The sequence below is a fragment of the Candidatus Alcyoniella australis genome, assembly GCA_030765605.1.
Taxonomy (GTDB): Bacteria; Lernaellota; Lernaellaia; order JAVCCG01; family Alcyoniellaceae; genus Alcyoniella; species Alcyoniella australis.
Window position 1 is genome coordinate 1 of sequence record JAVCCG010000039.1, and the last position, 26,181, is coordinate 26,181.

General features: G+C 62.1%; 20 protein-coding genes. 9 read left to right on the forward strand and 11 right to left on the reverse strand.

The annotated features are described in order from the left end of the window. Positions 1–292: 292 nt before the first annotated feature. From P9M14_04720 to P9M14_04730, 3 genes are read left to right on the forward strand one after another with little or no spacing between them, the layout of a single operon-like run. Complete coding sequence (locus tag P9M14_04720) at positions 293–1,471, forward strand: GNAT family N-acetyltransferase (GenBank protein MDP8255030.1); 1,179 nt, start codon at positions 293–295, stop codon at positions 1,469–1,471. A gap of 3 nt (positions 1,472–1,474) precedes the next feature. Continuing rightward, positions 1,475–2,728: a hypothetical protein gene (locus P9M14_04725; protein MDP8255031.1), complete on the forward strand. Its 1,254-nt coding sequence runs from the start codon at positions 1,475–1,477 to the stop codon at positions 2,726–2,728. After that, positions 2,725–3,735 (forward strand): carotenoid biosynthesis protein, encoded by a 1,011-nt coding sequence (locus P9M14_04730; protein MDP8255032.1) that lies wholly within the window; start codon positions 2,725–2,727, stop codon positions 3,733–3,735. Before P9M14_04725 ends, P9M14_04730 begins: the two co-directional genes overlap by 4 nt. 596 nt (positions 3,736–4,331) lie before the next feature. Here P9M14_04730 and P9M14_04735 read toward each other — a convergent pair. The 5 genes from P9M14_04735 to dnaK all read right to left on the reverse strand — a co-directional run bounded on the left by P9M14_04735 (position 4,332) and on the right by dnaK (position 10,051). Then, complete coding sequence (locus tag P9M14_04735) at positions 4,332–5,795, reverse strand: Do family serine endopeptidase (protein ID MDP8255033.1); 1,464 nt, start codon at positions 5,793–5,795, stop codon at positions 4,332–4,334. 37 nt (positions 5,796–5,832) lie between these two features. Further along, complete coding sequence (locus P9M14_04740; protein MDP8255034.1) at positions 5,833–6,381, reverse strand: DUF1844 domain-containing protein; 549 nt, start codon at positions 6,379–6,381, stop codon at positions 5,833–5,835. A gap of 27 nt (positions 6,382–6,408) precedes the next feature. Then, entirely contained in the window at positions 6,409–7,005 is a 597-nt protein-coding gene (locus P9M14_04745; GenBank protein ID MDP8255035.1) for a nucleotide exchange factor GrpE, read from the reverse strand. Then, positions 7,002–7,997, reverse strand: coding sequence for a J domain-containing protein (locus P9M14_04750; protein MDP8255036.1), 996 nt, complete (start codon positions 7,995–7,997; stop codon positions 7,002–7,004). The genes P9M14_04745 and P9M14_04750 overlap by 4 nt, the downstream gene beginning before the upstream one ends. Positions 7,998–8,095: 98 nt before the next feature. Further along, positions 8,096–10,051, reverse strand: coding sequence for a molecular chaperone DnaK (gene dnaK / locus P9M14_04755; protein ID MDP8255037.1), 1,956 nt, complete (start codon positions 10,049–10,051; stop codon positions 8,096–8,098). 187 nt (positions 10,052–10,238) lie between these two features. Between dnaK and P9M14_04760 the strand changes: the two genes are divergently transcribed. Beyond that, positions 10,239–11,210: an amidohydrolase family protein gene (locus tag P9M14_04760; GenBank protein ID MDP8255038.1), complete on the forward strand. Its 972-nt coding sequence runs from the start codon at positions 10,239–10,241 to the stop codon at positions 11,208–11,210. A 246-nt stretch (positions 11,211–11,456) separates the two neighbouring features. On the opposite strand, the gene P9M14_04765 is transcribed toward P9M14_04760, so the two are convergent. After that, on the reverse strand, positions 11,457–13,841 hold the full coding sequence (locus P9M14_04765) for a hypothetical protein (protein MDP8255039.1): 2,385 nt from the start codon (positions 13,839–13,841) through the stop codon (positions 11,457–11,459). Positions 13,842–14,193: 352 nt separating this feature from the next. Between P9M14_04765 and P9M14_04770 the strand changes: the two genes are divergently transcribed. Both P9M14_04770 and P9M14_04775 read left to right on the forward strand, forming a co-directional pair. After that, positions 14,194–14,850: a hypothetical protein gene (locus P9M14_04770; GenBank protein MDP8255040.1), complete on the forward strand. Its 657-nt coding sequence runs from the start codon at positions 14,194–14,196 to the stop codon at positions 14,848–14,850. A gap of 180 nt (positions 14,851–15,030) precedes the next feature. Continuing rightward, complete coding sequence (locus tag P9M14_04775; GenBank protein MDP8255041.1) at positions 15,031–15,948, forward strand: M23 family metallopeptidase; 918 nt, start codon at positions 15,031–15,033, stop codon at positions 15,946–15,948. A 12-nt stretch (positions 15,949–15,960) separates the two neighbouring features. On the opposite strand, the gene P9M14_04780 is transcribed toward P9M14_04775, so the two are convergent. The 4 genes from P9M14_04780 to P9M14_04795 all read right to left on the reverse strand — a co-directional run bounded on the left by P9M14_04780 (position 15,961) and on the right by P9M14_04795 (position 19,485). Next, positions 15,961–17,127, reverse strand: coding sequence for a hypothetical protein (locus P9M14_04780; protein MDP8255042.1), 1,167 nt, complete (start codon positions 17,125–17,127; stop codon positions 15,961–15,963). A 100-nt stretch (positions 17,128–17,227) separates the two neighbouring features. Next, positions 17,228–17,914, reverse strand: a complete 687-nt coding sequence (locus P9M14_04785) for a hypothetical protein (protein ID MDP8255043.1) — start codon at positions 17,912–17,914, stop codon at positions 17,228–17,230. Between the two features lie 2 nt (positions 17,915–17,916). Then, positions 17,917–18,849 (reverse strand): hypothetical protein, encoded by a 933-nt coding sequence (locus P9M14_04790; GenBank protein ID MDP8255044.1) that lies wholly within the window; start codon positions 18,847–18,849, stop codon positions 17,917–17,919. Positions 18,850–19,008: 159 nt separating this feature from the next. Beyond that, a complete protein-coding gene (locus tag P9M14_04795; GenBank protein ID MDP8255045.1) occupies positions 19,009–19,485 on the reverse strand; it encodes a hypothetical protein in 477 nt (158 codons plus the stop codon). Between the two features lie 169 nt (positions 19,486–19,654). On the opposite strand from P9M14_04795, the gene pckA reads away from it, so the two are divergent. Together pckA and P9M14_04805 are read left to right on the forward strand one after the other, a co-directional pair. After that, complete coding sequence (gene pckA, locus P9M14_04800; GenBank protein MDP8255046.1) at positions 19,655–21,235, forward strand: phosphoenolpyruvate carboxykinase (ATP); 1,581 nt, start codon at positions 19,655–19,657, stop codon at positions 21,233–21,235. A gap of 7 nt (positions 21,236–21,242) precedes the next feature. Continuing rightward, positions 21,243–21,671, forward strand: coding sequence for a PaaI family thioesterase (locus P9M14_04805; protein MDP8255047.1), 429 nt, complete (start codon positions 21,243–21,245; stop codon positions 21,669–21,671). 71 nt (positions 21,672–21,742) lie between these two features. Here P9M14_04805 and gyrA read toward each other — a convergent pair whose 3' ends face one another. Next, positions 21,743–24,181 carry a DNA gyrase subunit A gene (gyrA, locus tag P9M14_04810; GenBank protein ID MDP8255048.1) on the reverse strand — a complete coding sequence of 813 codons (2,439 nt, stop codon included), beginning with the start codon at positions 24,179–24,181 and terminating at the stop codon, positions 21,743–21,745. A 210-nt stretch (positions 24,182–24,391) separates the two neighbouring features. Here gyrA and P9M14_04815 point away from each other — a divergent pair. After that, positions 24,392–26,181, forward strand: a 1,790-nt coding sequence (locus P9M14_04815; GenBank protein MDP8255049.1) for a heparinase II/III family protein, incomplete at its 3' end; no start/stop codon positions are given.

Sequence of the window (26,181 nt, forward strand, 5' to 3'; positions counted from 1 at the left end):
CGGGATCACTGGTGGTGGTACCCGGAGGAGTTCGAGAAGGGCCTGGGTCAGGCATGAACTTCCGGCCCTCTTTGGATAACCTCCGAGGAACTTCTTACAACGCTGTTGTAAAAAAACCTGCAACCAGCCTCTAACCACCTAGCAACTTCCTAAACCCTGTTTCCTGAGATTCCGGGTTATTGCAAAACCCGCCCCCCCTTATCGCATCCCCGACCAGCCGCCTGGTTTGATTGACAGCCCGTGGGGCGCTCCATAACATGGCTCGTCGAGCTGTTGCTCAAAGGGGCTAAACATGGGCCAAAGGCTGGAGTATCTGGTTCGGGACGCCGACCGCGAGCAGGACAACGAGGCCCTGTGCCGGTTGTCGCTACGCACGCCGATGGAGAGCCAGGTCACGGTCGCCATCGACCGCTCGCCCGAGTTTTTCTCGTTCTACGACCTGCACGGCATGTTCAACGTCGAGTTCCCCGAGGAGCTGCAGAACGACACCGAACTGGCGCGCAAAATAAACTCCTACACCTGCACCGTGGCCATGCACGAGGGACGGCTGGTGGGCACGCTGGCCATCGCCCACCGTCACGTGCTGTTCAACGGCGAGCCGCTGGTAATGGCCTACCCGATGGACGCGCGGGTCGACCCGGATTATCAGCACAAGGGCGTGCTGCGCTCGATCGGCATGTACCTGCCCCAGGCATACCCCGAGGTCGAGATCGACTGCATCATGGGCGTGATCCTGCGCGGCAATCGCAAGGCCCAGGGCGCATCGCAGCAGACCGTGCCCCAGCACTTCATCGGCCGTCCGGCCGGCTGGTTCAACCTGGTGCAGTTCTCGATGTACTGGCCCTATCGCGAGCGCAAGGGACTCAAAATCGAGCAGGCCACTGAAGACGACCTGGACGAGATCGCACAGTTGCTGACCGAGTTCTACAGCGACCACAACTTCGCGCCGCGCATGGACCGCGCCTGGCTCGATGACATGCTGCAACGCTCCAAGGGCTACAGCGTGAGCGACATCTCGCTGGTGCGCGAAAACGGACGGATCGCGGCGCTGGTCGGCCTGTGGGACCAAAACCCGATCCGCCGGATGGTCGTACTGCGCAACACCTGGCCGATCCGACTGGGGATCTTCGCCGCCAGGCTGTTGCACCTGCTGATCCCCAGCCCGGTTCCGCCGCGCACGGGCAAGCCGATGCGCAGCCTGTTCATCAAACACATCGCCCACCGGCCGGGACACGAGCAGACCCTGCGCGAGATGCTCAAGGTGCTGCTCAACCGCACGCGGCGCGGCCGCAACCATCACTTCGTCTGGGGCTCGTTTTACGAGAGCAGCCCGCTGCTGCCGCTGTTCAAGGGCTTCAGCGCCACGCGCTCTTACTCCCAGGCGGTCTATGCACCGTGGAACTCCGGCTGGGACGCCACGCCCGAGCAGGTCAGCGCCAAGCCGATCTACATCGACTTCTCGATGGTCTGAGCGATGGCCGCCAAGCGCGTACTGATCACCAGCTCCCGTAGTCCCCACGCACTGTGCGCGGTGCGCGAGTTCGGCCGCCGCGGATGGGAAGTCACGGCCGCGGACTGCACGTACCTGGCCGCCGGTGGACACAGCCGCTACACCGCGCGCCGACTGACCTGGCCAAACATGACCGAGCAGCCCGGGCGCTGGCTCGAGACCTGCCTGGCCGAGCTTAAGCGCGTCAAGTACGACCTGCTGTTCCCGACATTCGAGGAGACGTTCCTGGTCTCGCGCTTCCGCGACGAACTGGCACGCCACACCACGGTACTGGTCGAGAGCTACGAGAAGATGATGCGCGTGCACCACAAGCTCGAGCTGACAAAGCTGGCGCAATCGCTGAACCTGGATTTGCCCGAGACCTGGCAGCCGACCGACGCGAACGAGCTTGAGCGGATCAAGGACGAGCTGCCCTACCCCGTGGTGCTCAAACTGCCGGACTCGAACAACAGCCTGGGTCTGGCGTTTTGCGACGACGCGGAATCGCTGGTCAAGACCTGGCACAAGCGGGTCAAGTTTTTCGGCCTGCAAGGCGACCGGCTGCCGATGATCCAGCGCAAGGTGGAGGGCGAGCTAATCTTCAGCCTGTTCCTGGCCGACCACGGCCGCACCGTGGGCCAGCTGATCTACGAGCCGTTGCTGATGTTCCCGGACGGCGGCGGCACCGCGTTCTATCGCCAGAGCACGCGCAACCATCAGGCCGAAAAGCTCTCGATGGAACTGCTCGAGCACTTGGGCTGGCACGGGTTCCTGGGCTTTGACTACATCATCGAACCCGGCAGCGGCCGCACGTTGCTGATCGACGCCAACCCGCGCACCAACCCGGCGCTGATGACCGGCCAATCCGCTGAGGTCGATTTCGTCGGCCTGGCGATCGAGCTGGCTGAAGGCAAACATCCCCAGCCGCAACTCGAGCCGCGGCCGGGAGTGCGCAGCAAAATCTGGTTCGTACACTGGCTGTGGTTCAGCTTCCAACTGATGCCCGGACGGGGCTGGCGTGCCCGGCTGCGCAGCGCGCTACGGCACTTCTGGCTCAAGGGCTTCGTGCCCGACATTCATCGTCGCGACGATCGAATGCCCGGCGTGGCCACGGCGCTGTTCGTGCCCTGGTTCATGCTCGTGATCAACGCGCTCAAGGGGCCGCGCGGCGGCTACATGTACGGCTGTAACTATGATCGGCAGGCATCCGAGAAACTCACGCTGGACGCGGAGCAATGAAGATCAAGGACACGTTGAAAAAGGCGTGGTCGCACTTCCCGGCCTGGTTCGTATTCATCATGGGCTGGGGGATCATCAACTACGAGATGGCGCGGATCAGCCCGCAGATGTGGGGCGATCACAACCGCAACCTGTTCGCGCTGACCGTGATCTTCCCGATGTTCTGGTTCCTGAGCTACTACACCCTGGCGATCCGGCGCGAGGGCGGAGCCAAGCAGCGCCGCGACCTGGTGCTGGTCTGGATGCTGGGGATCGGCGCGCCGCTGCTGACCTGGCTGATTCCGACTTACGTGTACCAGCGCAAAGGCTACCTCTCGGGCGCCGAGATCGTGCAGGTCTACGAGTACAGCCAGTTCATGTGGGTCGCGGTGCTCGCGCTGCACGCCCTGCGCACGCGCAGCTTCCAACGCATGCTGACCTTCTTTGCCGTGTGCTTTGTCTACGGCCTGCTGCTGGAGAACATGGGGATCATCCTAGGTTACTTCAGCGAGCATCACTACACGATCTACATCTGGCTGGGCGATGTTAAGCTGCCCGCGCCCCTGTCCACGCAGTTCGGCTGGTGCATCATGTTCTACGTGGCGCTGCACCTGGCCGAGGGCTTCGGCAAGTCGTTCCCCGCGCTTGATCGGCGGCCCTGGGCCCTGGCGCTGCTGACCTCGATAATCGCCGTGACCCTGGACATGCAGATCGACCCGATGGCCAGCCTCTCGGGCGTCTGGTGGCAGTGGGATTCGCGCCTGGTGCCCGGGTTCCTGGGGGTGCCGTGGCTGAACTTCGTCGCCTGGTTCTCCGCTTTCCTGCCGCTGAGCTTCGCCTACTTCTTCTACCGTAGATCAGGGCTGAGCGAGGGGCGGCAGAACCTGCGAATCTTGGCGATTGTGCCCTGGATGCCCATCGCCTGCATGGCGGTCGGCGGAGTGCTGATGGTCGTCGTGGACCGCGGATTCAACGGCCCGACCTTTGCCATTTTCAACGAGTTCCTGCACAAGCTGATGCCCTATTAGGGAAACGGCTTAGAGGTGCGGCAAAACTCGCGCAGGACGATGGTCTTTGCTCAACGACCTTCTCCTCGTAGAGACATTGAGGGAGAAGGGGTAAAGATCGTTAAAACGATCTTTGTGTGTGGGCTCGCCGGGGCGGCTTGGAGCCGCAGCAAGGCTCGCATATTTCCCTGGTCATTTTGCGTAGACCCATGCCGCGACGCGGAGAGCATCGTCGAGCCACATGCAGGTCACGTACGCGAGTTTTGCCCCGGCTCGAAGCCGGGCGACAGCTCGTTCAGCGCGTTCTCAAAGAAGTGTTGTTCATCGAAACAAAATGTTCCGCACGATTATCGGTCATAGATCGTGGCCTGGCACATGGCACCGCAAACTTCGCGCATCAGTCCACCCTCGGATGATCCGGCTTGGAGCCGGCCCGAAACTCGCGCACCGCGATTGTTTTTAAACATTGATCAATCCCGCGTCGCGGAGAGGGTCGTTGGATTACAACCAGCGTACTACGCGAGTTTTGTGGCACCTCAAAGGTGCCGACGCGGGGTAGGTCGTGGCATTAGGACCAGCGTACTACGCGAGTTTTGCGGGCACCTCCAAGGTGCCGCCTATTTGCGTAGGGTCACGCGTAGGGCCTGGCCGTTGCGGTCGATGACGAACAGCAGCTTTTCACCGCGCCGTGCGCGGTCGATGATCGCCTTGAGCGAGGCCACGTCCATCACCTTGATGCGGTCCACGGCGTGGATCAAATCGCCGACCTGCACTCCGGAGCGCTGGGCCACGGAGCCGGGCTCGATCCTCACCACCAACGCCCCGGCGCCCTGGCGCGGGTTGTAGCGCTTGACAGTGTCGGGCGTCAGGTCGGAGACGGTCAGGCCCCAGGGGATCTCAACCTGCTCGGCCACCTGAAAGCCCTCGGGCGGCATCTCGGCGATCAATACATTGAGCGTTCGTTCTTGGCCGTTGCGCGCGACCACCACGTCGACCTTATCGCCCACCGGGGTTTGGGCCACCAACAGGGGCAACTGGGCGATGCGCGCCAGGCGCTTGCCGTCGAATTCGATCAGCACGTCGCCGGGCTTGATCCCGGCGCGTTCGGCCGGGCCGCCGGGCACGACTTTTTGCACCAGCACCGCGCCGATCGGCACCTGCTCTTCCTGCGCCTGCTTTCTGGTCAGCGGACTGAACTCCACCCCGAGCCAACCGCGCACCACGCGGCCGGTCGTGCGTAGCTGGCCGATGATCTCGCGCACCATGTTGATCGGAATGGCGAAGCCCAGGTTCTGGCCACCAGAGATAATCAGCGTGTTCACGCCCACGGCCTGACCGCGAATGTTGATCAAGGGGCCGCCGGAGTTGCCCGGGTTGATCGAGGCGTCGGTCTGAATGAAGTCGTCGTAGGGACCGGCGCCGATCATCCGGCCTTTGGCCGAGACGATGCCCGCGGTGACCGTGTAGTCCAGGCCCAGCGGGTTGCCGATGGCGATCACCCACTCGCCGACCTTAAGCGCGTCGCTGTCCCCGAGTTTGATCGCGGGCAGTGGTCGCTCGCTTTGGACTTTGATCAATGCCAGATCGCTCTTGGCGTCCGAGCCGATCAGCTCGGCCTCGAGCTCAGTGCCGTCGAGCAGCTTGACGTTGATCGTCTGCGCCGAGTCGACCACGTGGTTGTTGGTCACGATGTAGCCCTCGGGGTCGATAATGAACCCCGAGCCCAGGCCGCGGCTGCGCCAATCGCGGTCCGGCGGCACCAGGTCGCGGAAAAAATCCCAGAACGGATCGTTGGGTGCAAACGGCGCGTTGGAGTTCGGCGCGGCAATTGTTTTAACCACGTCGATGAAGACCACGGTGGGCTTGAGCTCTTCGGCCAGGTCGACGAAGGTGCGGTTGGCAGCCTCGAGGTTGACCTCAGGCGGCAGCGGCGCGGCCGTGCCATCGGGAAGCTCGTGCGCGGACTGCGCGTGAGCCTGACGGTGGTCGCTCCAGGCCAACGAGGTCATGGCCAGCATCAGCAGTGCGATTACGATCGGAAGAAACAAACCGGCGAACCCGGTCCTGCGTCCGTTGCGCATCTTCTCCTCCGGCCGGCCGCAGGCGTTCAGGGCCGACTTAGTTGGGCTCCGGGTCCTGCCCCTTTGGCTGCTGTTTGAGCAGCTCGACGTAGCGCATGCGCAGTTGGTACAGCGCGTTGGTCATCACGTTCTGCTCGCTGGGGTCCAGGTTGCCGCGGGTCTTCTCTTCGAGCATGCCCAGGATGTCGATGGTCTGCTTGGCCATCGGCAGATTGGCCTGCGGCTGATTGGTGAACGGGTCGGGAACGTCCCCCAGATGCACCATGGTCGAGGTCGAAAGGCTGAGCACGAAGTTGATGAAGTTGATCTCGGGTAGCGGTCGGGAATCGTGTTCTTCCTGGTCCGGCTGTGCGGCCTGCTGCTCGGCCTCGGGCTCCGGTGCAGGCTCTGCTGCGACCTCGGGCTCTGCGGCCTCGGGCTTGGTCTTGACCTCGCCGTCGGGCTCCTGGGTAAAGCGGCGACGGTCTTTGACGGTAAAGCCCTGCTCCGCTTTCTGTTCTTCCTGCTCGGCCTGCTCGGCCTGCTCGGCCTGCTCGGCCTTGTCGGCCTTGTCGGCCTTGTCGGCCTTGTCGCTTTTATCGTTCATCACGTTCTCCCTATGACAACCCGTAGGCTAATTCGGTTCGCCCGTTTCCTGATTTTGATCGTCCTGCTCGGGCGGCTGCTTGGCCACGATCACGCGCGCGGGCCTGACCAGCCTGCCATGCAAAGTGTACCCCGGCTCGCAGCACTCGACGATATGCTCCGGCTCGACGCCGGGCATCGGCACTGCCGAGAAGACCTCATGCACGTTGGGATCCAGCTTACCCTGGGTCGGGATCTCCTCGAGCCCCTGGGCATGCAGGATCGTGAACGTCTGGCGCTGCAGCGTGCGCAGGCCCTCGGCCCACGGCTCCTCTATCCCGTCCACGCTGTGCACTGCGCGGTCCAGGCCGTCGAGCACCGGCATTAGGGCTTTGAGCAGCTCGGCCCGCGCCCAGTCGGCGGTCTGCGCCTTCTCGCGTTCGCTGCGCTTGCGGAAGTTGTCGAACTCCGCGGCCAGCCGCTGCAGCCGGTCGGTCAGCTCGTCGATCCGCGCCTGCGGATCAAGCGGCTGCTCCTGGGCCACGCTCTGCTCGGGCTGCTGCTCCTCGGGCTCGATCGCGACCTGTTCCGTAGCGTCCTTGACCTCTATTTTTCGTTTCTTTTTATCTTTACCTTTGTCGCTCATCCGATACCTCTGTAAAGCTCGTCGCGCGGTGATTGCGGGTTGTCGCTGCTGAACTTCTCGATCAGCTCGGCGCTGTCCTTGTCGACCTGCTTGGGGACCTCGACGGCAATCACGATTATCAGATCGCCGGGCTTGCCCTTGGGCGGCTTGACCCCCTTGCCGCGCAGGCGCAGCTTGCTGCCCGAACTGGTGCCCGGCGGGATCGTAACCGTGGACATTTTATCCAGGGTCGGGACCTTGATCTTGGCGCCGAGCACCGCCTCTTGGATGCTGATCGGCACGTCGAGCAGCAGGTCGTTGCCCTCGCGCTTGAAGTATTTGTGCGGCTCGACCTGAAGCTTGATCAGCAGGTCGCCCGCAGCCCCGCCGTAGGGGCTGGGCTGCCCTTTGCCGCGCAGGCGGATCGTTTGGCCGTCGCGTACTCCGGCGGGAATCTGCACGGTCAGCCGGTTTGAGCTGCCGTCCGGTTGTTGCAGTTCGATCTGCGTGCTCATACCGCGTAGGGCGTCGATGAAGCCCACTGGCATCTGGTGCTGCAAATCAGCGCCGCGCGGCGGCGGTCCGCTGCGCCGCCGCTGTCCGCGCGGTCCGGCGTGCGGTCTGCCCGCTGCGTGTGCGCCGCCGAACATCTGCGAGATCACATCTTCAAAGCCCCCGCCGCCGCGGGGCCCACCGCGGCCGCCGAAGTGGACCTCGCCGAACCCGCCCAGGTCGCGCAGCACGTCGCTGAAGTCGAAACCCGAGAAGTCGAAGCCCTCGCCCTGAGGTCCGCCGGTATGGCCGAAGCGGTCGTAGCGCTTGCGGTTCTCGGGGTTGGAGAGCACGGCGTAGGCCTCGCTGATCTGCTTGAATTTCTCCTCGGCCTCGGGATTGTCCTTGTTGCGGTCGGGGTGGTATTTCAACGCCAGCTTACGATAGGCCTTCTTCAGCTCGTCGGCGGAGACGTTGCGCTCCACTCCGAGAATTTTATAGAAGTCCTGTTTCGCTGCCATCGCGTTCCTTTCTGTTTCCCAATCTATATTAAACGAGCGACGCAGGTTGTGCCCACGCCGCTCGCTTTATGGACTATTCGTCACGCTCGGTCGGGGCCCTAGTTGTCCTCGGTGAACTCGGCGTCGATCACGTCGTCGTCCGCTTCGGATCCAGCGCCCGCGTCGGACCCGGCGCCCGCGTCGGTCTGCGGTCCCGGCCCGGCGCTGCCGCCGGCGAATCCGCCCGGGCCCGCATCGGCCGCTGCGGCCTGTGCTCCGGCCTTTTGGTACATCGCCTCGGCGATTTTATGGCTGGCCTGGGTCAGGGTCTGCATCGCGGATTGCATCTGCTCGGTGTCGCCGGACTCCAGCGCCTCTTTGGACTGCGTAAGCGCGGTCTCGATGTTGCCGATGTCCTCGGCCTCGAGGCTCTCGCGGTTCTCGTTGAGCGTCTTCTCGGTGGTGTAGACCAAGGCGTCGAGCTGGTTGCGAGCCTCGACCTGGGCGCGCTTGGCCTCGTCGTCCTTGGACGAGCTCTGGGCGTCTTTGACCATGCCGTCGACCTCGTCCTTGGACAGGCCCGAGCTGGCGGTGATCGTAATCTTCTGCTCCTTGCCCGTGGCGCGGTCCTTGGCCGAGACCGAGACGATGCCGTTGGCGTCGATGTCGAATGTGACCTCGATCTGCGGTACGCCGCGCGGCGCCGCCGGGATGCCCACCAACTGGAAACGGCCCAGTGTGCGGTTGTCGGTCGCCATGGCGCGCTCGCCCTGCAGCACGTGGATCTCGACCGAGGTTTGGCTGTCGGCCGCGGTGCTGAAGACCTCGGATTTCTTGACCGGGATCGTGGTGTTGCGTTCGATTAGCTGGGTCAACACGCCGCCGAGGGTCTCGATGCCCAGGCTCAGCGGGGTCACGTCGAGCAACAGCACGTCGGTCACGTCGCCGGAGAGCACTCCGCCCTGAATCGCGGCGCCCACGGCCACGACCTCGTCGGGATTGACGCCCTTGTGCGGCTTCTTGCCGAACAGCTCCTCGACCATCTGCTGGACTTTGGGGATGCGCGTGCTGCCGCCCACGAGCACGACCTCGTCGATCTCACCCGGCTGCATCTTGGCATCGGCCATCGCCTTGCGGCACGGGTCGAGTGTCTTCTCCAGCACGTCGGCTACCAGCGCCTCGAATTTGGCGCGGGTCAGGTTGAGCACCAGATGCTTGGGGCCCGCGGCGTCGGCTGTAACGAACGGCAGGTTGATCTCGGTCTCCTTGGCGGTGCTCAGCTCGATCTTGGCCTTCTCGGCCGCCTCTTTGAGCCGCTGCAGCGCCATCTTGTCGGCGCCCAGGGCGATCCCCTGGTCTTTCTTGAACTCATTGATCAGCCAATCGATGATTCGTTGGTCGATGTTGTCGCCGCCCAGATGGGTATCGCCGTTGGTCGACTTGACCTCCACGACCTTGTCGCCCACCTCGAGAATCGAGATATCGAAGGTGCCGCCGCCGAAGTCGAAGACCGCGATCTTTTCCTCGGTCTTCTTGTCCAGGCCGTAGCTCAGGGCCGCGGCCGTCGGCTCGTTGATGATTCGGCGCACGTTGAGCCCGGCGATCTGACCCGCGTCCTTGGTCGCCTGGCGCTGGCTGTCGTTGAAATACGCCGGCACGGTGATTACCGCGTCGGTGACGGTCGCGCCCAGGTAGTCCTCAGCCGATTTCTTGAGCTTCTGCAAGATCATCGCCGAGATCTCGGGCGGCGAAAACTGTTTGCCCTTGATCTCGATCCGCGCGTCTCCGGCAGGACCGGCAACCACCTTGTAAGGCACGATTGCGATCTCTTCGGGAACCTCGTTGAGGCGCCGTCCCATGAAACGCTTGATCGAATAGACCGTATTTTCGGGGTTACTCACGGCCTGACGCTTGGCCACCTGGCCGACCAGATGGTCGCCGTCCTTGGTAAACGCCACCACCGACGGGGTAGTTCGGCCACCCTCCTCGTTGGTGATTACCTTGGACTCTCCACCCTCCATTACCGCGACCACGCTGTTGGTGGTACCCAGGTCGATGCCGATTATCTTACCCATTGCCTAAATCTCCTTTGCTATGCAACTTCAAGGACTTATAAAAGTCCGTTATTTTTAGCCTCATGTTTCATTTGGAACTTAACCACCCGATGGAGTCCTGTCAACTGCAAGACCTCGATAATTGACCGAAATTCAAGCTCGCCCTATACTCTACAACATGTTGTTTTCACGCGGTTCGCTATTGGCATTGGTTGCGCTGCTGCCGGCCGTTGCCGCGCTGTTGTTGTGCGGATGTCGCGCAAGCGAGCAGCAGCCCAGCGACCTGCGCTACGCCGGGCCGATTGTCGACACCCACGATCACCTGCAAGGGCTTGAATTTTTGCAGGATACCTTCAATGCCATGGATGCGCACCAGATCCGCAGCATCTGGCTGATGGGCCGCGGCGAGTCGCGCTATCGCAACAGCGACACGCCCGGATTGGCCACCCTTGAGGGCAACAACGATCTGATCCTCTCATTGGCGCGCAAATACCCCGAGCGCATCAAGGCTTTTCCGCGCATCAGACCCCTGAAACACGAGAATCCCAATGCTGCGGTCGACGAGCTGATCGAGCGCGGCGCAGCAGGAATTAAACTCCATTTCGGCTCCAAACCACCGTCGAGCAGCAGGCCCAAGGCAGCTGACGAGCCATACATGGCGCTTTATAAACACTGTGAGATCAACGACATACTATTGATGATCCACCTGGAGGAGCAGGCCCAGCCCGGTCAGATCGAGGCGATTGCCGCGGCCTGTCCCAACCTGCGGCTGATCATCTGCCATCTGGGACATGCGCCGCAGAACCCGGAACTATGGCACGGCCTGCTCGCGCGCCATCCCAATCTTTACACGGACTTCAGCTTCGGCTTTGAAAAGACCTACGCGGATCGCGCGGTCAAGCTTAGCCAGCACGCCGCGCGCTGGCGCGAGGTGGTCTTGGCCCACCCCGATCAGTTCCTTTATGGGACCGACATGGTGATCGGCCCGCGGGGCGTGCGATCGCGCCAATGGATCGAGGGGCGGTTCCGCGCCTATCGCAACTTATTGGAACTCAGTAAGTTTCACGATACGCTGGTCAGCGAGAAGCGCACCTACGAGCTGGACCTGGTCGGATTGAACCTGCCCCAGGACGTGCTGCGCAAGATCTATTGGGATAATCCGCACAAACTTATCCCCTAGGGCACCTTTGAGGTACCTGCAAAACTCGCGAACGGACCATAATCATTGCCCAACGATGATATCCGCGACGGAAGATTGTGGAGGTTTGCCTAGGGTACGTGCAAAACTCGCGAGCGGACCATAATCATTGTCCAACGATGATATCCGCGACGGAAGATTGTGGAGATTTGCCTGGGGTGCCTGAAAACTCGCATAGTTCGCTGGTCGTAATCCAACGACCCTCTCCGCGACGAAAGATTGGGGAGGTTACCCCTCTGAATCGTCGGTCGGCGACTGCGGCATCTGGAAATCCTCGGGCTTCCAATAATCGAGCATCTCCATCTCGCGGCGCGCCTCGAGGCTGCGCGGGTTGCGATCAAGCGCCTGCGCCATCATCTGGGCCGCGGCCTGGAGCTTGCCCTGGACCTTGAGCATCTTGCCCAGGAACAGGCAGGTCAACTCCGACTTGGGGTTCAGATCGTTGGCCAACGACAGCTCCTGCTTGGCCCGCTTGACCCGCTCTTTCTCCTCGAGACCGCGGTCGTTGAACAACGCCCATCCGAGGTAGGCGTGATACTCGGCCTCGTTGGGGAACAGCTCCAACGCCTTGCCCAGGGCCTCGATCGCCATCCGGAATTCGCCGAGCTTGAGCGCCTCGATCGCGCGTTTGAACGAGCTCTCGGCGACCAGGGTGGCCGCCTGCTTGCGTTTGCTCTCCTGGAGCCGCGCGATCAGCTCGCGGTCGTACTGATCGCGTTGCTTAGGATCGCCCAGCACCAGGAACGCCGCCTCGATGCGCTGGGTAATCGCCTCGATCTTTTCGATCAACTCCGGTTCGGTGATCTTGCCCAGGCGCTTGACGCTGAAGCGGCGCCGCATGCGGCTGTAGCTGCGTTCGATCCTCTCCAGCGTGTCGTTCTGACTTAGGCCGAGCAGTTCGTAATGGTTGACGTGCTCCAGAGTGAGGAACTTGGCGGTAATCGTCTTGGACAGCGTCTGAGCCTCGTCCGTGCGCGCTGCGCCCTTGGGCTCATCCGACGGGGGTTTAATCTCGGTCGCTTCGGCCGGGCCGACGAACCGCTCGTCAGCCGGCGGCTGCTGGTCCGCGGGCTGATCAATATCATGCTGGGCCTTGGCGATCCGTTCGCGAAGCTGCGGGTCCTGTTCCGGCGGCGCGGGTCGTTGCTCGGGCTGATCGCCGTCAGCCGGCTCCTGGGCCGATCTGAACTCGATCGGCGGGTGCTGCTTGGCCTTAAGCCTGATCTTCTCGATCAACGCGGTCGACATGTCCGCGGCGGCGCTGTCGGCCAGGCCGTCGAGGCTGCTGTAGTAGGTGTTCAGCAGCGATTTCGAGGCCGCCTGCTCCAGGCGTTCGAGCTGTTCGCGTCCCTGATCATCGACCGGCTTGAGCACGGCCAGCGAAAGCAACCAGAACATCATCTGCAGGCTGCAGGTCAGCTCCAGCGGACTGGTAAAGACGATCTGCTCGACCGTTCGCGCGCCGTCATACAACTTGACGAACTCGCGCTCGAGTGCGCCCAGCGACAGCGACCCGATCGGTTGCAGCGCGTTCTTGTCGATCTCGAAGCGCGCCGTCTGGACTTTATCGAACAACGCTTTGAGATTAACGGGCTGATAGCTGCGCTCAATCCCCTTGCGGATCAAGCTCGGCGTGTCCAGGGCGAACGCAGTGTAGCGCTCGCGGCTGACCTTGCCCGGCTGCTTGAAGTAGCCGCCGGAGAACCAAGAGAACAGCGACAGCGCCTTTTCCCAGGCCTGAAGCCGCAACGCCTCCATCAACTGCAGCGGAGAAATCACGCCCATCTCGATCAGCGCGCCGCCCTGGCGCGTGGCGTAGGTGTGCATGTTGGCGATGGAGATCAAGCAGTCGCGCTCGGAGATGATCCCCTCGCGTACCAGGATCTGGCCCAGGCTCTCGCTGCGCTCCTGGGAATCAACGTAGACGATGCTGCCGTTGATCCAGATGGTTTTCTTGATCTTCTTGTTGTGGTTGAAGGTCACCTGGCCGTGGAACCCGCTCAGGTAGAGGTCGGAGAACAACTCGGGCATGCCCACGTCCTCGAACAGCCCCTTATCCGGGACCTGCGGCCGTCGCTTTTCGCGCCGTCCGCCGCTGGGCAAAGGAGGATTCCACAGGACGCGGCCCTCGTCCCCGTTGGGACCGATGTGCGTGAAACCGCTCGTGGGCAGGGGTTGCCGATCTCCATCCTGGCGTGTGTGCGCGGGCCCGCAGGTGCGCAAGGCCTCGAGCAACGGGTCGCGTCCATCGAGGATTACTCGTTCGATCTCATGGCTCAGCTCGCGCTGCTTCAGCGGACGGCGCAGCACAATGTCGGCCTGCAACGGCTTGAGCTGCTCGTCGCTGATCTCTTTGGAGGCCAGAATCGCCAGGGGCGCCACCGCTCCCACCGCGTCCTGCCGGATCATCCGGGCCAGCTCCAGCAGCTGGGGCTCACGGGGCAGAGCATCGATCAACACCAAATCCGGCGGCGCCTGGGCGAAGCGTTCCCAGGCCGACGTGTGATCGTGCGCCAAGGTCACCGAATGTCCCATTGAGCCCAGAAACTCGGCAAGCTGCTTCCCGGTCTCTTTGCCAACGGTTACCAGCAGTATCTGTCCGCGAATGCCCACGTTTACACTTCCGGGTTATTGGTAAAAAACAATGTTCTAGATCGCCTTACAAAAGATGAAGATATAGAAGTACAGCCTCGTTCGTCAACGCGGGCGGCTATGAGGCGCAGCAAAACTCGCGGCCGTTCCCGGCTCGTAAAACAACGAGGCTTGCCGCGACGTAAAACAAATCGTAGGCCAACACAGCTTGGAGCTGTAGCAAAACTCGCGGCCGTTCCCGGCTCGTAAAGCAACGAGGCTTGCCGCGACGCAAAATCTTATTTTCCGGCTGGCATACAGATATTACGCTTTGCCGGAGCTAGAATCTGCTATTAGTATTGTGCAATTCAACAACTACTTCTAGGAGGAAGGTATGCAGCGTTCAATTTGGATTATCTGTCTGCTGACCGTTTTGGCGATTGTCATGGGCTCAATGGCCCTGGTCGCCTGCGACAGCGGCGGCGACGACGACGACGATGACGACGACGACGACGACGACGACGATACTGGCGATGACGATATCGAAGACGTGCCCGACGGCGTTAACGATTTCCTGGACAGCGAGGACATTCAGGCCCTGATCGACGCGGGCATGGACGTCTACCCGGGCGATAATCCGCCCACGGTCGATGGAACCTACGCCTTGGATTCGCTGTACATCATCTACGACGACCTGGAACAGTATAACGCGATTGGGTACTACGAGATCACCTTCTCCAACCAGACGGCTGCCGGTGAGATCGAGGTCAACTTCGCGGGCTCGGGCGACACCGGCGGCGGAGTGGGCGCATACATCTCCGGCGACAACGGCTGCTTCACGGTCTACGACGACGTGACCGGCTACACCGAGGCCGACGCTTGCAACTACGAGATGCCGATGCTCTTCTCCGGTTGCCTGGTCACCAGCGGAATCGAGGACTTCGTGCTCGGCCTGATCATGAAGGAGCGCGAGGGCGATTGCTCGTACACCATCGAGGTCGGCCACAAGCGGATCATCGAAGAGACCGACGGCATGGCTTCCGCGATCTAAATCAATTTCCTGACCGACGATTGCAGCCCCACGGAGACCTTCCGTGGGGCTGTTTTTCATGGTGCGCGATCTTCGCTCAGGCGCGCAATGATTGACTTATCTTAAGGAAAACCATACGATTTGTCGGCATTATGCACGGCGAGGGGAGGGCTGATTATCGCCAGGCGTCCACAACAGAAGGTGACCTTCCTGATGCTGCCCGAACAGGCGGGCAGGCCCAGGCGGTTGGCTATTTCACGGCGCGCCCTGCGTGTAATCGGCGTGCTGCTGGGCTGCATCTGCCTGCTCTTGGTCTGGACCCTGATCGACTACGTGGACGTCAAGCTCGATCGGATCCGGCTGATGCGCGAGTTGAGTACCACCACGGTCGAGCGCGACGCGCTGATCGACCACACCGCCTATCAGACCCACCAGATCGACGCGCTGTCCGGCGAGCTCAACTCGCTGGAGACCGAGGTGCGCGAAATGGCGCGGCTCGACGCCTCGATCCGCCAGGTGACCAACCTCAAGCAACCCGACAGCGGCGCGCTGATGACCGGCGGAGTCGGACATCCGGCCAGCGGCGGACCTCAGGCCGCGCAGTCGGCCAACCACGACTTCAACAGCATGCACCTTAAGGTGGACGATCTGCTCGGCGACGCCCGGGCCGTGCGTTCGAGCATGTCCGAGCTCGACGCCTACTTTGCCGACCGTCGCGGCGGCTTCGCCTCGACCCCCTCGATCTGGCCGGTAAAGGGTTGGGTTTCGAGCGAGTTCGGTATTCGCAACGATCCGCTCACCGGCATTTCCTCGATGCACGAGGGCCTGGATATCGCCACGGCCTACGGCACGCCGATTCTCGCGCCGGGCAACGGCGTGGTCTCGTTTGCCGGAGCCTGGGGAGGATACGGCAACACGGTGATGATCAACCACGGCCAGGGAGTCAGCACGCTCTACGGCCACCTCTCGGCGTGCCTGGTGCACAGCGGACAGAAGATCAGGCGCGGCGAGGCTCTGGGATTGATCGGCACCAGCGGACGCTCGACCGGCCCCCATCTGCACTACGAGGTGCAGGTCAACAACGTGCCGGTCAACCCGCGGCTCTATATCCTTCAATAGCTCTATCCGGGGCTAACCCTCGACAACCTCAGTCAGTGCTTTGAATTCCTTGAAGTCCGGATCGACCTTGGCATGCGAGCGGAACGACTCGGAGATCGAGATCGCCTTTTTCAGGCTTTCCTTGATCTCATCGTCGCTGTAGTCGGCACCGCCGTACTCCGGCCTTTTGGCTATATTTTTATAGGCTGCCAGCAGGTAGTGAGCGCGGGCGTTGTTCGGACTGTCCCGGATCAGATTGTGGAACAGATTAATCGAGTCCGACAATGTTTTCTTTGAGTAGGCCTCTAAATTCTTATCGGTCAGCTTGCCGTGTTTCACCAGGAAGGCGATGCGGCGGTAGATCAGCGCCTGGTTGATCAGGGCGTCATCGTTTTTCTCATCCTTCTTTTCCAGGTTTTCATAGGCCTTGATCGCACGGGCCAGGCACTTCTGATATTCGTCCCTCTGCTTTGGATCCAGTTTTTCCCAACCGGTCTTGCCCGTCTCGCCCTCCTGGTTCTTCTCGCGCTTATCGAGCTGGGAGTAAGGAATGATCTGCTCCGCGGCGATCCGGTAGCTCTCGGCCTCGGCCTGTGTGCGCTTGATATCCTGTAGTTCATCGGCCTGGCGTTTAGACTCGGAGGCAATTTTATTGGCATTGGCCGCCTGTACCTCGGCATCGCGGATTCTGTCCATCAGTTTATCGGAAACGACCCGCAGCATTTTGAGCCCGGCGAACCCCGCGGCCACGGACAGGCCGATCACGATCACCAGCGATTCGGGTCTACCTTGGGCGATCCCCTGGAAGTGCTTCCAACCGGTGAACAGCAGGTGCAGCAATCCCAGAGCAGCAAACGCCGCGGCAGTGCCGATCAGCGCATCGCCCAGCAGCCTCCACAAACTCGTGGGGATTTTGTTGCGTAGTTCCCGCCGGTGGTCGCCGATGCCGAACGCCATGCCCCCCAGGGCGCCGAACAGGCCGATGACCACCACAATGAAGATAATCAGTAAGCACTTTTGTAACGGATCCGCATTATCGATCAGTGAAATGAGTTTCTTGACCGATGTCAGCGAGCGCGTCAGTCCGTCGCTGAGACTCCCATGCTCGCTGACTCCTGCCTGCGAAAAGGCTTGATAAGCGCGACCCAATAGACCGTCATTGAACATTAGCCCGCACAACGCGACGCAGACAGCGTTCATTTCCAAAGCTCTCCTATCAGCTTGTCACCAGGAAACGGCCGACAATCAACCGCGCAGGTTCCTATATCATACTAACGCGCGTATGGGTTATCAATCCGCATTATTGAGGAGGGTTGTGCTGCGGCGTTATGCCGCCGGGCGGCGGGGTGAATTTGGTCAGCTCCCAGGTGACCGAGATCAGAAAGTTGAGCTTGACCTTGGCGCGGACAATGCCCAGTTCGGGATTCATCCAGACAATGGATCGCTGGGCAATGCCGCGATGGAATTGCTGGTCCAGCAGCGTGACGTACAGCTCGGGGTAGTCATTGAGCTGCACGTTGCGCTCGATAATGGCGAAGGTGGCCGGACCTTGGCCCAGCAGCTCGCCCGATGGACTCAACGCGCGGCAGGTCTTGCGCACGTCCACCGGGCCGTGGTGCTCGGGATTGACGAAAAACGGAAACGGCGGATCGATGATGATCTCGAACGGCTCGCCGTCCTTGCTGGGGATAAATCCGGCGCGGTCGACCTCGAGGGTCGTGGGCGTGGGCAGCAGGTGGTAGTAGTAGGTGCCGCACTTTTCACTTGTGCGCACGTCCATCTGGATCATCATCATGCCGCGCGGCTCGATGTAGCGCGAGCCCGAGCCGACCTTGCCAACGGCCGGAACCAGCACGTCGTAGTCCCAGCGCGCGCCGACCTTGAACGGATAGGGCAGCGGATCGTCGTCTGCGGCCACGTAAGGCGCGCAGAGCAGCAGGGCTGCCAAGGCCAACAGCAGCACGATCGGTGGGCGGCTTTGCCGCATGATCAGCGCGCTTTAGTACTGACGCTGATTGTCGTGCAATCGGAGTAGGTCACGCACACGTCGATGTTCCCCGCGTGGATGCCTTTGGCATCGGCCACGATCTCGAAGGCGACGCTGAGCTTGGCGCCGGCGGGGATGGTCTGCTTCATCGTGTAGCTCATGCTGTTGTCGACCGGAATGTGGAACGGCTCCTGCAAACTCGGCGGATTGGTGCTGATGATTCGCATGTTGGCCAGCAGCTCGTCGTGCACGTCGATCGAATCGATGAAGATCGGCCGGTCGCCGGTGTTGGCCAGCGACAGCACCAGCTCGCTGGTCCGGCCCACCTTGATCTTTGACGGGATGCTGGAGGTCACGTTGAGCAGATCCAGATCGGCCGCGTTGTGACGTTCGTCGCCGCTTGAGCTTTCTTCACCGAACAGGCCCGAGATATCCAGCTCGGTATACTCGCCGCTGGGCAGGGTCACGTCCGGCGGAACCACGCCGGTGATCACCGTGGTGATCGGCACCGGCTGGCACTCCACGGCGGTGGTGCATACGTCGAGGTTGCCGGTGAACGTGCCGGCCTGGGCGCCGATTACGCGGAACGTGACCGACAGCGTTCCGTTGGCCGGGATCTCGCGCTTGAGTGTGAAGCTCACGCTGTTGTCGATGGGGATGTGGAACAGCTCCTGGATGCTCTCCGGATCGGAACTGACGATGCGCACCCCGGCCAACCATTCGTCGTGCACGTCGATGCTGTCCAATGTCAACGGCTGATCGCCGGAATTGCCGGCGTTGACGATCACATCGAACTCCTTACCGGCCTCGACCTGCGACGGCGCCTCGATGGTCACGGTCAGCAGGCTCAGATCGCTGGACTGGGCCACGACGGCCGCCGGCACCAGCAGCAAGCTCAGGGCCGCGACCAAAATTGCGAAACGATGCGGCTGCATTTCAGCTCCTTTATGCGTAAATTAAGATGAGCATAGCGTGTAGTATTCGTTCGATTTCGTCAACGACGGCTTTGCCTTGCTTTGACGCAGACAAGACAACGGCCGTACCGGTATATGCCGACACGGCCGTTTCGATCGTAGCTTATCCGCTAAGCGTCGTTATTTAACGTTGACGCTCACCGGGATGTACTTGCAGTCGGCGTAGGTCACGCAGATGTCGACGTTGCCCGAGGCTGTGCCGGTCTTGGTCCCCTCACAGGTGAAGACCACCAGCAGGGTGCCCTTGGCCGGGATCGTCTGGCGCATGGTGTAGCTCATGCTGTTGTCGATCGGAATATGGAACGGCTCCTCCAGCGAGGGGGGATTGACGGCCTTGATGCGGATGCCCGCCAGCAGCTCGTCGTGCACGTCCATCGAGCCGACGAAGATCGGACGGTTGGCGCTGTTGCTTAAGGTGAGCTTGATTTCGAACGTCTCGCCGACTCCCACCACGGATTTAGACACGGCGGTGCCCACCGAGAGGAAGTTCACGTCTGCCGGATTATGCTGTTCGGGTTGCGCAACGGCGGGCGATGCGCCCAGTACAAGAGCCAGGGCGGCGACCAAGGCCACTATTAAGGTTCCGCGTCTGAACATGACTGCTCCTTCATAGCTATGTTGGGAGACTAGGTTCACAGATATTATCATCGGATTCAAGGAAAATAAAAATCGCCTTTAAAACGTAACGGTCTCTCGACGCAGTGCGTTGACAGAACGACTAAGGCCTCGCTAATATCAACGGCTATTTGCGAGGAGAGGAGGTTGGATGACAAACAGAGTACCCTTCGACGGCTTGATCGATCTGGGAGAGGTTCACTGGAATCTGTCGGTCCCCGTGCTCTACGAGCACTGCGTCAAACGCGGCGAGGGCCAGGTCTGCCAGGACGGCCCGCTGCTGGTGATGACCGGCCAGTACACCGGTCGCTCTCCTAAAGATAAATATTTCGTCCGTAATGCGGCCACGGCCAACAAGGTCTGGTGGAGCGATGACAACCAGCCGATCACCCGTGCGGTCTACGACCGGCTCGAGGCCAAGGTGCGCGCCTTTCTGCACGGCCGCGACGTCTACGTCCAGGACTGCTACGTCGGCGCGGACCCCAAATATCGCGTGCCGCTGAGGGTGATCAGCCAGAAGGCGTGCCACAGCATCTTCGCGCGCCACATGTTCATCAACGAGACCGACCGCCGCAAGCTCTCCACGTTCCAGCCCGAGTACACGGTGATCGCCGTACCCGATCTCAAGGCCGTGCCCGAGCTCGACGAGATGCGTACCGAGGTCTCCGTGGCGATCAACACCGAGCGCCGCACGCTGCTGGTGGCGGGCAGCGGCTACGGCGGCGAGATTAAAAAATCGGTGTTCACCCTGATGAACTACTTGCTGCCCCAGCGCAACATCCTGAGCATGCACTGCTCGGCCAACGTCGGCGAGGCCGGCGACACGGCGATCTTCTTCGGCCTGTCGGGCACGGGCAAGACCACGCTGAGTTCCGATCCGGAGCGGCACCTGATCGGCGACGACGAGCACGGTTGGAGCGACGACGGAGTGTTTAATCTCGAGGCCGGGTGCTACGCCAAGGTGATCAACCTCTCGGCCAAGGCCGAGCCGCAGATCTGGCAGGCGACCCACCGTTTCGGTGCGATGCTCGAAAACGTGGCGGTCAACCAGCGCACCCGCAAGATCGACATGTCCGACCCGCGCTACACGGTCAACACCCGCGCGATGTACCCCATCGAGTTCATTCCCGGCTCGGTGCACAGCGGCATGGGCGACCACCCTAAAAACATCGTGATGCTCACCTGCGACGCCTTCGGCGTACTGCCGCCGATCGCCAAGCTCGACTCGGCCCAGGCGATGTACCACTTCATCTCGGGCTACACCGCCAAGGTCGCGGGGACCGAACGCGGCATCACCGAGCCCCAGGCCACGTTCTCGACCTGCTTCGGCGCGCCGTTCATGTCGCTGCACCCCACGGTCTACTCCAAGCTGCTCGGCGCCAAAATCGCCAAGCACAAATCCGTTTGCTGGCTGATCAACACCGGCTGGACCGGCGGCCCCGACGGCATCGGCCACCGCATGCAGATCGCGCATACGCGGGCGATGGTCTCGGCCGCGCTCTCGGGTAAGCTAGACGCCGTGGGCTACGATGTGGACCCGACCTTCGGCATGCTGGTGCCGCGTTCGTGCCCCGACGTGCCCCAGGAGCTGCTTACGCCGCGCAACACTTGGAAGAACAAACGCGCCTACGATGATAAGTCCCGGGAGTTGGCCCACAGCTTCAATAAGAACTTCGAACGCTTCGCCTCCCAGGCTTCCAAGAGGACCCGGATGGCAGGGCCCAAAATCTGAGCCCCCGATGACGCTCAAGCTGCGCATTCCGCCTCCCTGTCACGCTTTTTTGCAATCCGAGATCCTCAAGCTCGACAACGGCTCGGTGGTGGTGCGCTTCAGCCCCACCGACGAGATGGCCAATCCTTTCGGCACGGTCCAAGGCGGGATCCTCGCCGGAATGCTCGACAACTGCATCGGTCCGGCCCTGGTCTCGGCCGTTCCCGACCGCCAGGCCTCGCTGGTTCAACTTTCGGTGAGCTACCTGGGGGCCGCGCGGCCCGGACAGACGCTGATCGGCAGAGCCCGGGTGGTCAAACACGGCCGCACCCAGGCGCTGATCGAGGCCGGCCTCGAGACCGAGCTCGACGGTAAGCTGTTGGTCAAAGCCCTGGCCACCAACGTGTTTCTCGACACCGCAGTCCAGCCCGTGGACCTCGACTCAATTAAAAGCTAAGCGCCTGGTAAATCAACTCTGCCGGTTTAGAGCTTTGGTTCGACCGCAGACCCATTGGTACGAATTGCTTGTCAGAGCGCGTTCTTCTCCACGTGCTTGCAGATCCCCACGACCTTGGAGGCGTCGGTGATGTCGAACAGCCGCACGCCCTGGGTATTGCGCCCGATCACGCGGATCTCGGATACGTCGAGGCGGATGATCTTACCGCCGTCGGTAATCAGCAGCACGTCGTCCTCGTCGGTGACCTGCAGGAATCCCACGACCTTGCCGTTGCGCTCGCTGGTCTTGATGGTGATGATCCCCTGACCGCCGCGTCCCTGGAGCCGATATTCGTCAAGGGACGTGCGCTTGCCAAAGCCGTGTTCGGTGGCGGTGATCAGGCTGGCCCCGGGGCTGAGGATCTCGGCGCCTACGCAGATGTCTTTCTTGCCCAGAGTCATGCCGCGCACTCCGGCGGCGGTGCGCTGCATGGCGCGCACGTCCGACTCCTTAAAGCGGATGCTCTTGCCCTCGCGCGTACCCAGGAACACGTCCTGGTGGCCGTCGGTGAGCTTGGCCGCGATCAGGTGATCTTTTTCGTTGATCTTGATCGCCAGGATGCCGTTGGCTCGCGGATTGGAGAACGCCATCAGGTTGGTCTTCTTGACCACGCCGCGCTCGGTGACCATCAGCACGTAACAGCCGTCGGTGAACTCCTTGACCGGTAAAATCGTGGCGATCTTTTCGCCGGTCTTGGAGATCTGAAGCAGATTGACTATCGCCTTGCCGCGAGTGGCGCGCCCGCCCTGGGGGATCTGGTGGACCTTGAGCCAGTAGACCCGTCCCTGGTCGGTAAAGAACAGCACGTAGTCGTGGGTGCTGGCCACGAACATCTGCGAGACGAAGTCCTCGGATTTGATGTCCATGCCGATCTTGCCCTTGCCGCCGCGGTGCTGGGCGCGGTAGAGGCTTACCGGGTTGCGTTTGATGTAGCCGGTGTTCGAGATCGTGACCGCCATGTCTTCTTCGATGATCATATCTTCGATGCTGATCTCGCCGGTGTCGGGCAGAATCTCGGTGCGGCGCTCGTCCGCGTAGCGCTCGCGGATCGCCAGCAGTTCGTTCTTGATCTCGGCCATCAGCAGCCGCTCGTTGGACAGAATCTGGCGCAGGCGTTCGATCTCTTTGATCAGCTCGGCGTACTCGGCGTCGATCTTGTCGCGCTCGAGTCCGGTCAGCCGCTGCAAACGCATGTCGAGGATCGCCTGCGCCTGCAAGTCGGAGAGCTCGAACTGATCGACCAGGCCCTGCTTGGCCTCGGGGGGAGTCTTGCTGGCGCGGATCAGCTTGATTACCGCGTCGATGTGGTCCAGGGCGATTTTCAGACCCTCGAGAATGTGGGCCCGGGCCTCGGCCTTGTTCATCAGATAGCGACAGCGGCGCGTGGTGACTTCCTTGCGGAAGTTGATGAAGTGCTCGAGCAGCTGCTTGAGCGTCAGCAGTTGCGGCCGGCCGTCGACCAGCGCGAGCATGATCACGCCGAAGGTGCTCTCCAGCGGCGTGTGCTTATATAGCTGGTTGACCAGCACGCCGCTGATCTCGTCGCGCTTGAGCTCGACCACCACGCGGATGCCGTCGCGATCGGACTCGTCGCGCAAATCCGACACGCCCTCGATTTTCTTTTCGCGGATCAGCGCGGCGATGCGCTCGACCAGCCGCGCCTTGTTGACCTGGTAGGGCAGCTCGGTGATCACGATGCTCTCGCGGTTGGTGCGCGAGTTGGTCTCGGTGATTACCCGCGCGCGCAGCTTCACGATCCCCTTGCCCGTGTGGTAGGCGTTGCGGATTCCCTCTAGGCCGTGGATGAACGCGCCGGTGGGGAAATCGGGCCCGGGGATGAAGCCCATCAGGTCCTTGATCGTCAACTCGCTATCGTCGATCAGCGCCATCGTGGCGTCGATAACCTCGCCCAGGTTGTGCGGCGGGATCTTGGTCGCCATGCCCACGGCGATGCCCTCGGCGCCGTTGACCAGCAGGTTGGGAAACGGCGCGGGCAACACCTCGGGTTCCTGGGTGGTGTTGTCGTAGTTGGGCACGAAATCGACGGTTTCCTTGTCGATGTCGGTCAGCATCTCGCCGGCCAGCCGCGCCAGACGCACCTCGGTATAACGCATTGCCGCCGGGGGATCGCCGTCGATGCTGCCGAAGTTGCCCTGGCCGTCGACCAGCATGCAGCGCATGGAGAAGTCCTGGGCCAGGCGCACAACCGTGTCGTAGATCGCCGAATCGCCGTGCGGATGGTAGTTGCCCATCACCTCGCCGACGATCTTCGAGGACTTGCGGTAGGCACGATTGTAGTGGTAGCCCGACTCGTGCATCGAGTACAGCACGCGCCGGTGAACCGGCTTGAGACCGTCGCGCACCTCGGGCAGGGCGCGGCCGACGATCACGCTCATCGCATAGGCGAGATACGAGTTTCGCATCTCGTCTTCGATGTTTATCGGCACCTTATTTTCGATACGTTCGTTCATTAATCGGGTCCTTTGAGAAGCTAAAAAATAATAGCATAAATCGGCCTTCGCCGCAACGCGTCGAAGAAGGAAAAAACGCAATGTATTAAGGTACCTAGAGCGCCACGATATCACTTTTTGTGCAGGCGCCGTCTCAGGGCCGGGCAGCCTCTGTGCGGCCGGGAAATCAGTTTTTGAAACACGGGGGCGTTGGGGTTAGACTTGCGGTCTATGACTCCTCGCTCGAGCCGGTTGCTGCTGCTGATTTTACTCTTGGCGCTGGTCTGTCTGGGCGCCTGCGACGCTGATTCAAACCACGATCAACTCGACCACGCGCCGGACGACGATCACGACGCGGACGACGACGACTCCGGGGCTGATGACGATCTTGGCGACGACGATGATGCGCCTTGGGATCCAGATGGCCCCTGGAATCCGGAGCTGACCGGCCATCCGCGTCTGGAGTTCGGGCCCGAGGATCTAGCAAGGCTGCGCGAGCGCGCCACGGCGGAGCCCCACTCAACGCTGCTGGACCGTCTGCGCTCCAAGGCGGCGCGCAATCCCCGGCCGCGCGGCGATTTTTACGACGCCTCGCTGGAGTACGACTACGCCAACGTCTGCCGCGCCGCGGCCTTCGTCTATTTGATCGACGGCGACCAGCAGCTGCGCGACAAGGCGTTGCAGATGTTGCTCGAGCTGGCCACGGAGCTGGTGCCGCCGGACCTCGAGATGATCATGGACGACATCCACGTGGCCGAGGCGATCCAGGGCTGGGTCTTTGCCGCGGACTACCTGCTCGACGATCCGGCGCTGAGCGACGAGCAGCGCGAGCTGATCCGCTGGCGGCTGGGACGGCTGGGCGAAAACTTCTTCGATCTGATGGTGCGCACGGCCTATCCGGCGCGGATGTTCAACCCCAACAACCACGAGATCAAGACCGCCTGCGCCCTGGGCCTGCTGGCGATGCTGCTCCCGGACCATCCGGACTCGCGGCGCTGGATCAACTACGCGGCGACCGCCGTTGACCTGCTGTGCACGGTGCAGACCACCGACGGCGGGGCCGACGGCACGGACGTGGGCTGGGCCGAGGGGCCGTACTACTACATGTACACCACCGTCAACCTGCTGCCGTTCTGGGCCGCGTACCAGCGGCTGGTGGGCGAGGACCGCACCTGGCATCTGCGCTCGTGCGACTTCTTCGGCAACAACTGCCGCTGGGAGCCCTACGAGGTGGTCAACTATTTGGACAACCCGCGCTGGCTCGAGCTCAACCTGTGGGCGCTGAGCATCCGCATGCCCGACGGACTGCGCCCGGCTCTGGACGACAGCCTGCACCGCAACAACTTCGGCGTGCTGCTCGCCGCGCTGTACGACGAGCCGCTGTTCGCCTGGGATTGGCTTACCAGCCCAGCGCATCCGTGGTTCACCATCTGGTGCGCCGACCTGGCCGCCGACATCTACACATTGTGGGACGGCCGCAGCGAACCGCCCGCAGCGACTTTCGGGCCCTCGTTCTATTTCCCGGAAGCGGGCAACGCGGTCTTTCGCTCCGACTGGTCCCAAGGCGCGGTCTACGGATTCTTCATCGCGGAGCACGGCCGGATCCGCGAGCACGGCTACAGCCACGAGCACGCCGACGGCCTGAGCCTGATCGTCCACGCCCACGGCGAGCTGTTCGCCATCGACTCGGGCTACGGCGACTACTCGCAGCACGACGAGCTCAACCAGGGGCGCGATCACAACCTGATCCTGGTCGACCAGATCGGACCCGCCGGGCCCAACCGGGTCGGCTATGGCGGGGACGACGCGTTTCTCGACCGCTGGTTCGACCTCGGGGCGCTGCAATACGCCCGCGGCAGTTCGTCCTACGCCGGGGTCCAAATCGAGCGCCACGTGGCGTTCGTGGACCGCGCGCGCTTCGTGGTCTTTGACCGCGTCGCGTCGGACCAACAGCACGACTACGATCTGCTGTGGCACCTACTCGCGGGCGGCGATACAGCCAACCTCTACTCCCAGCGACC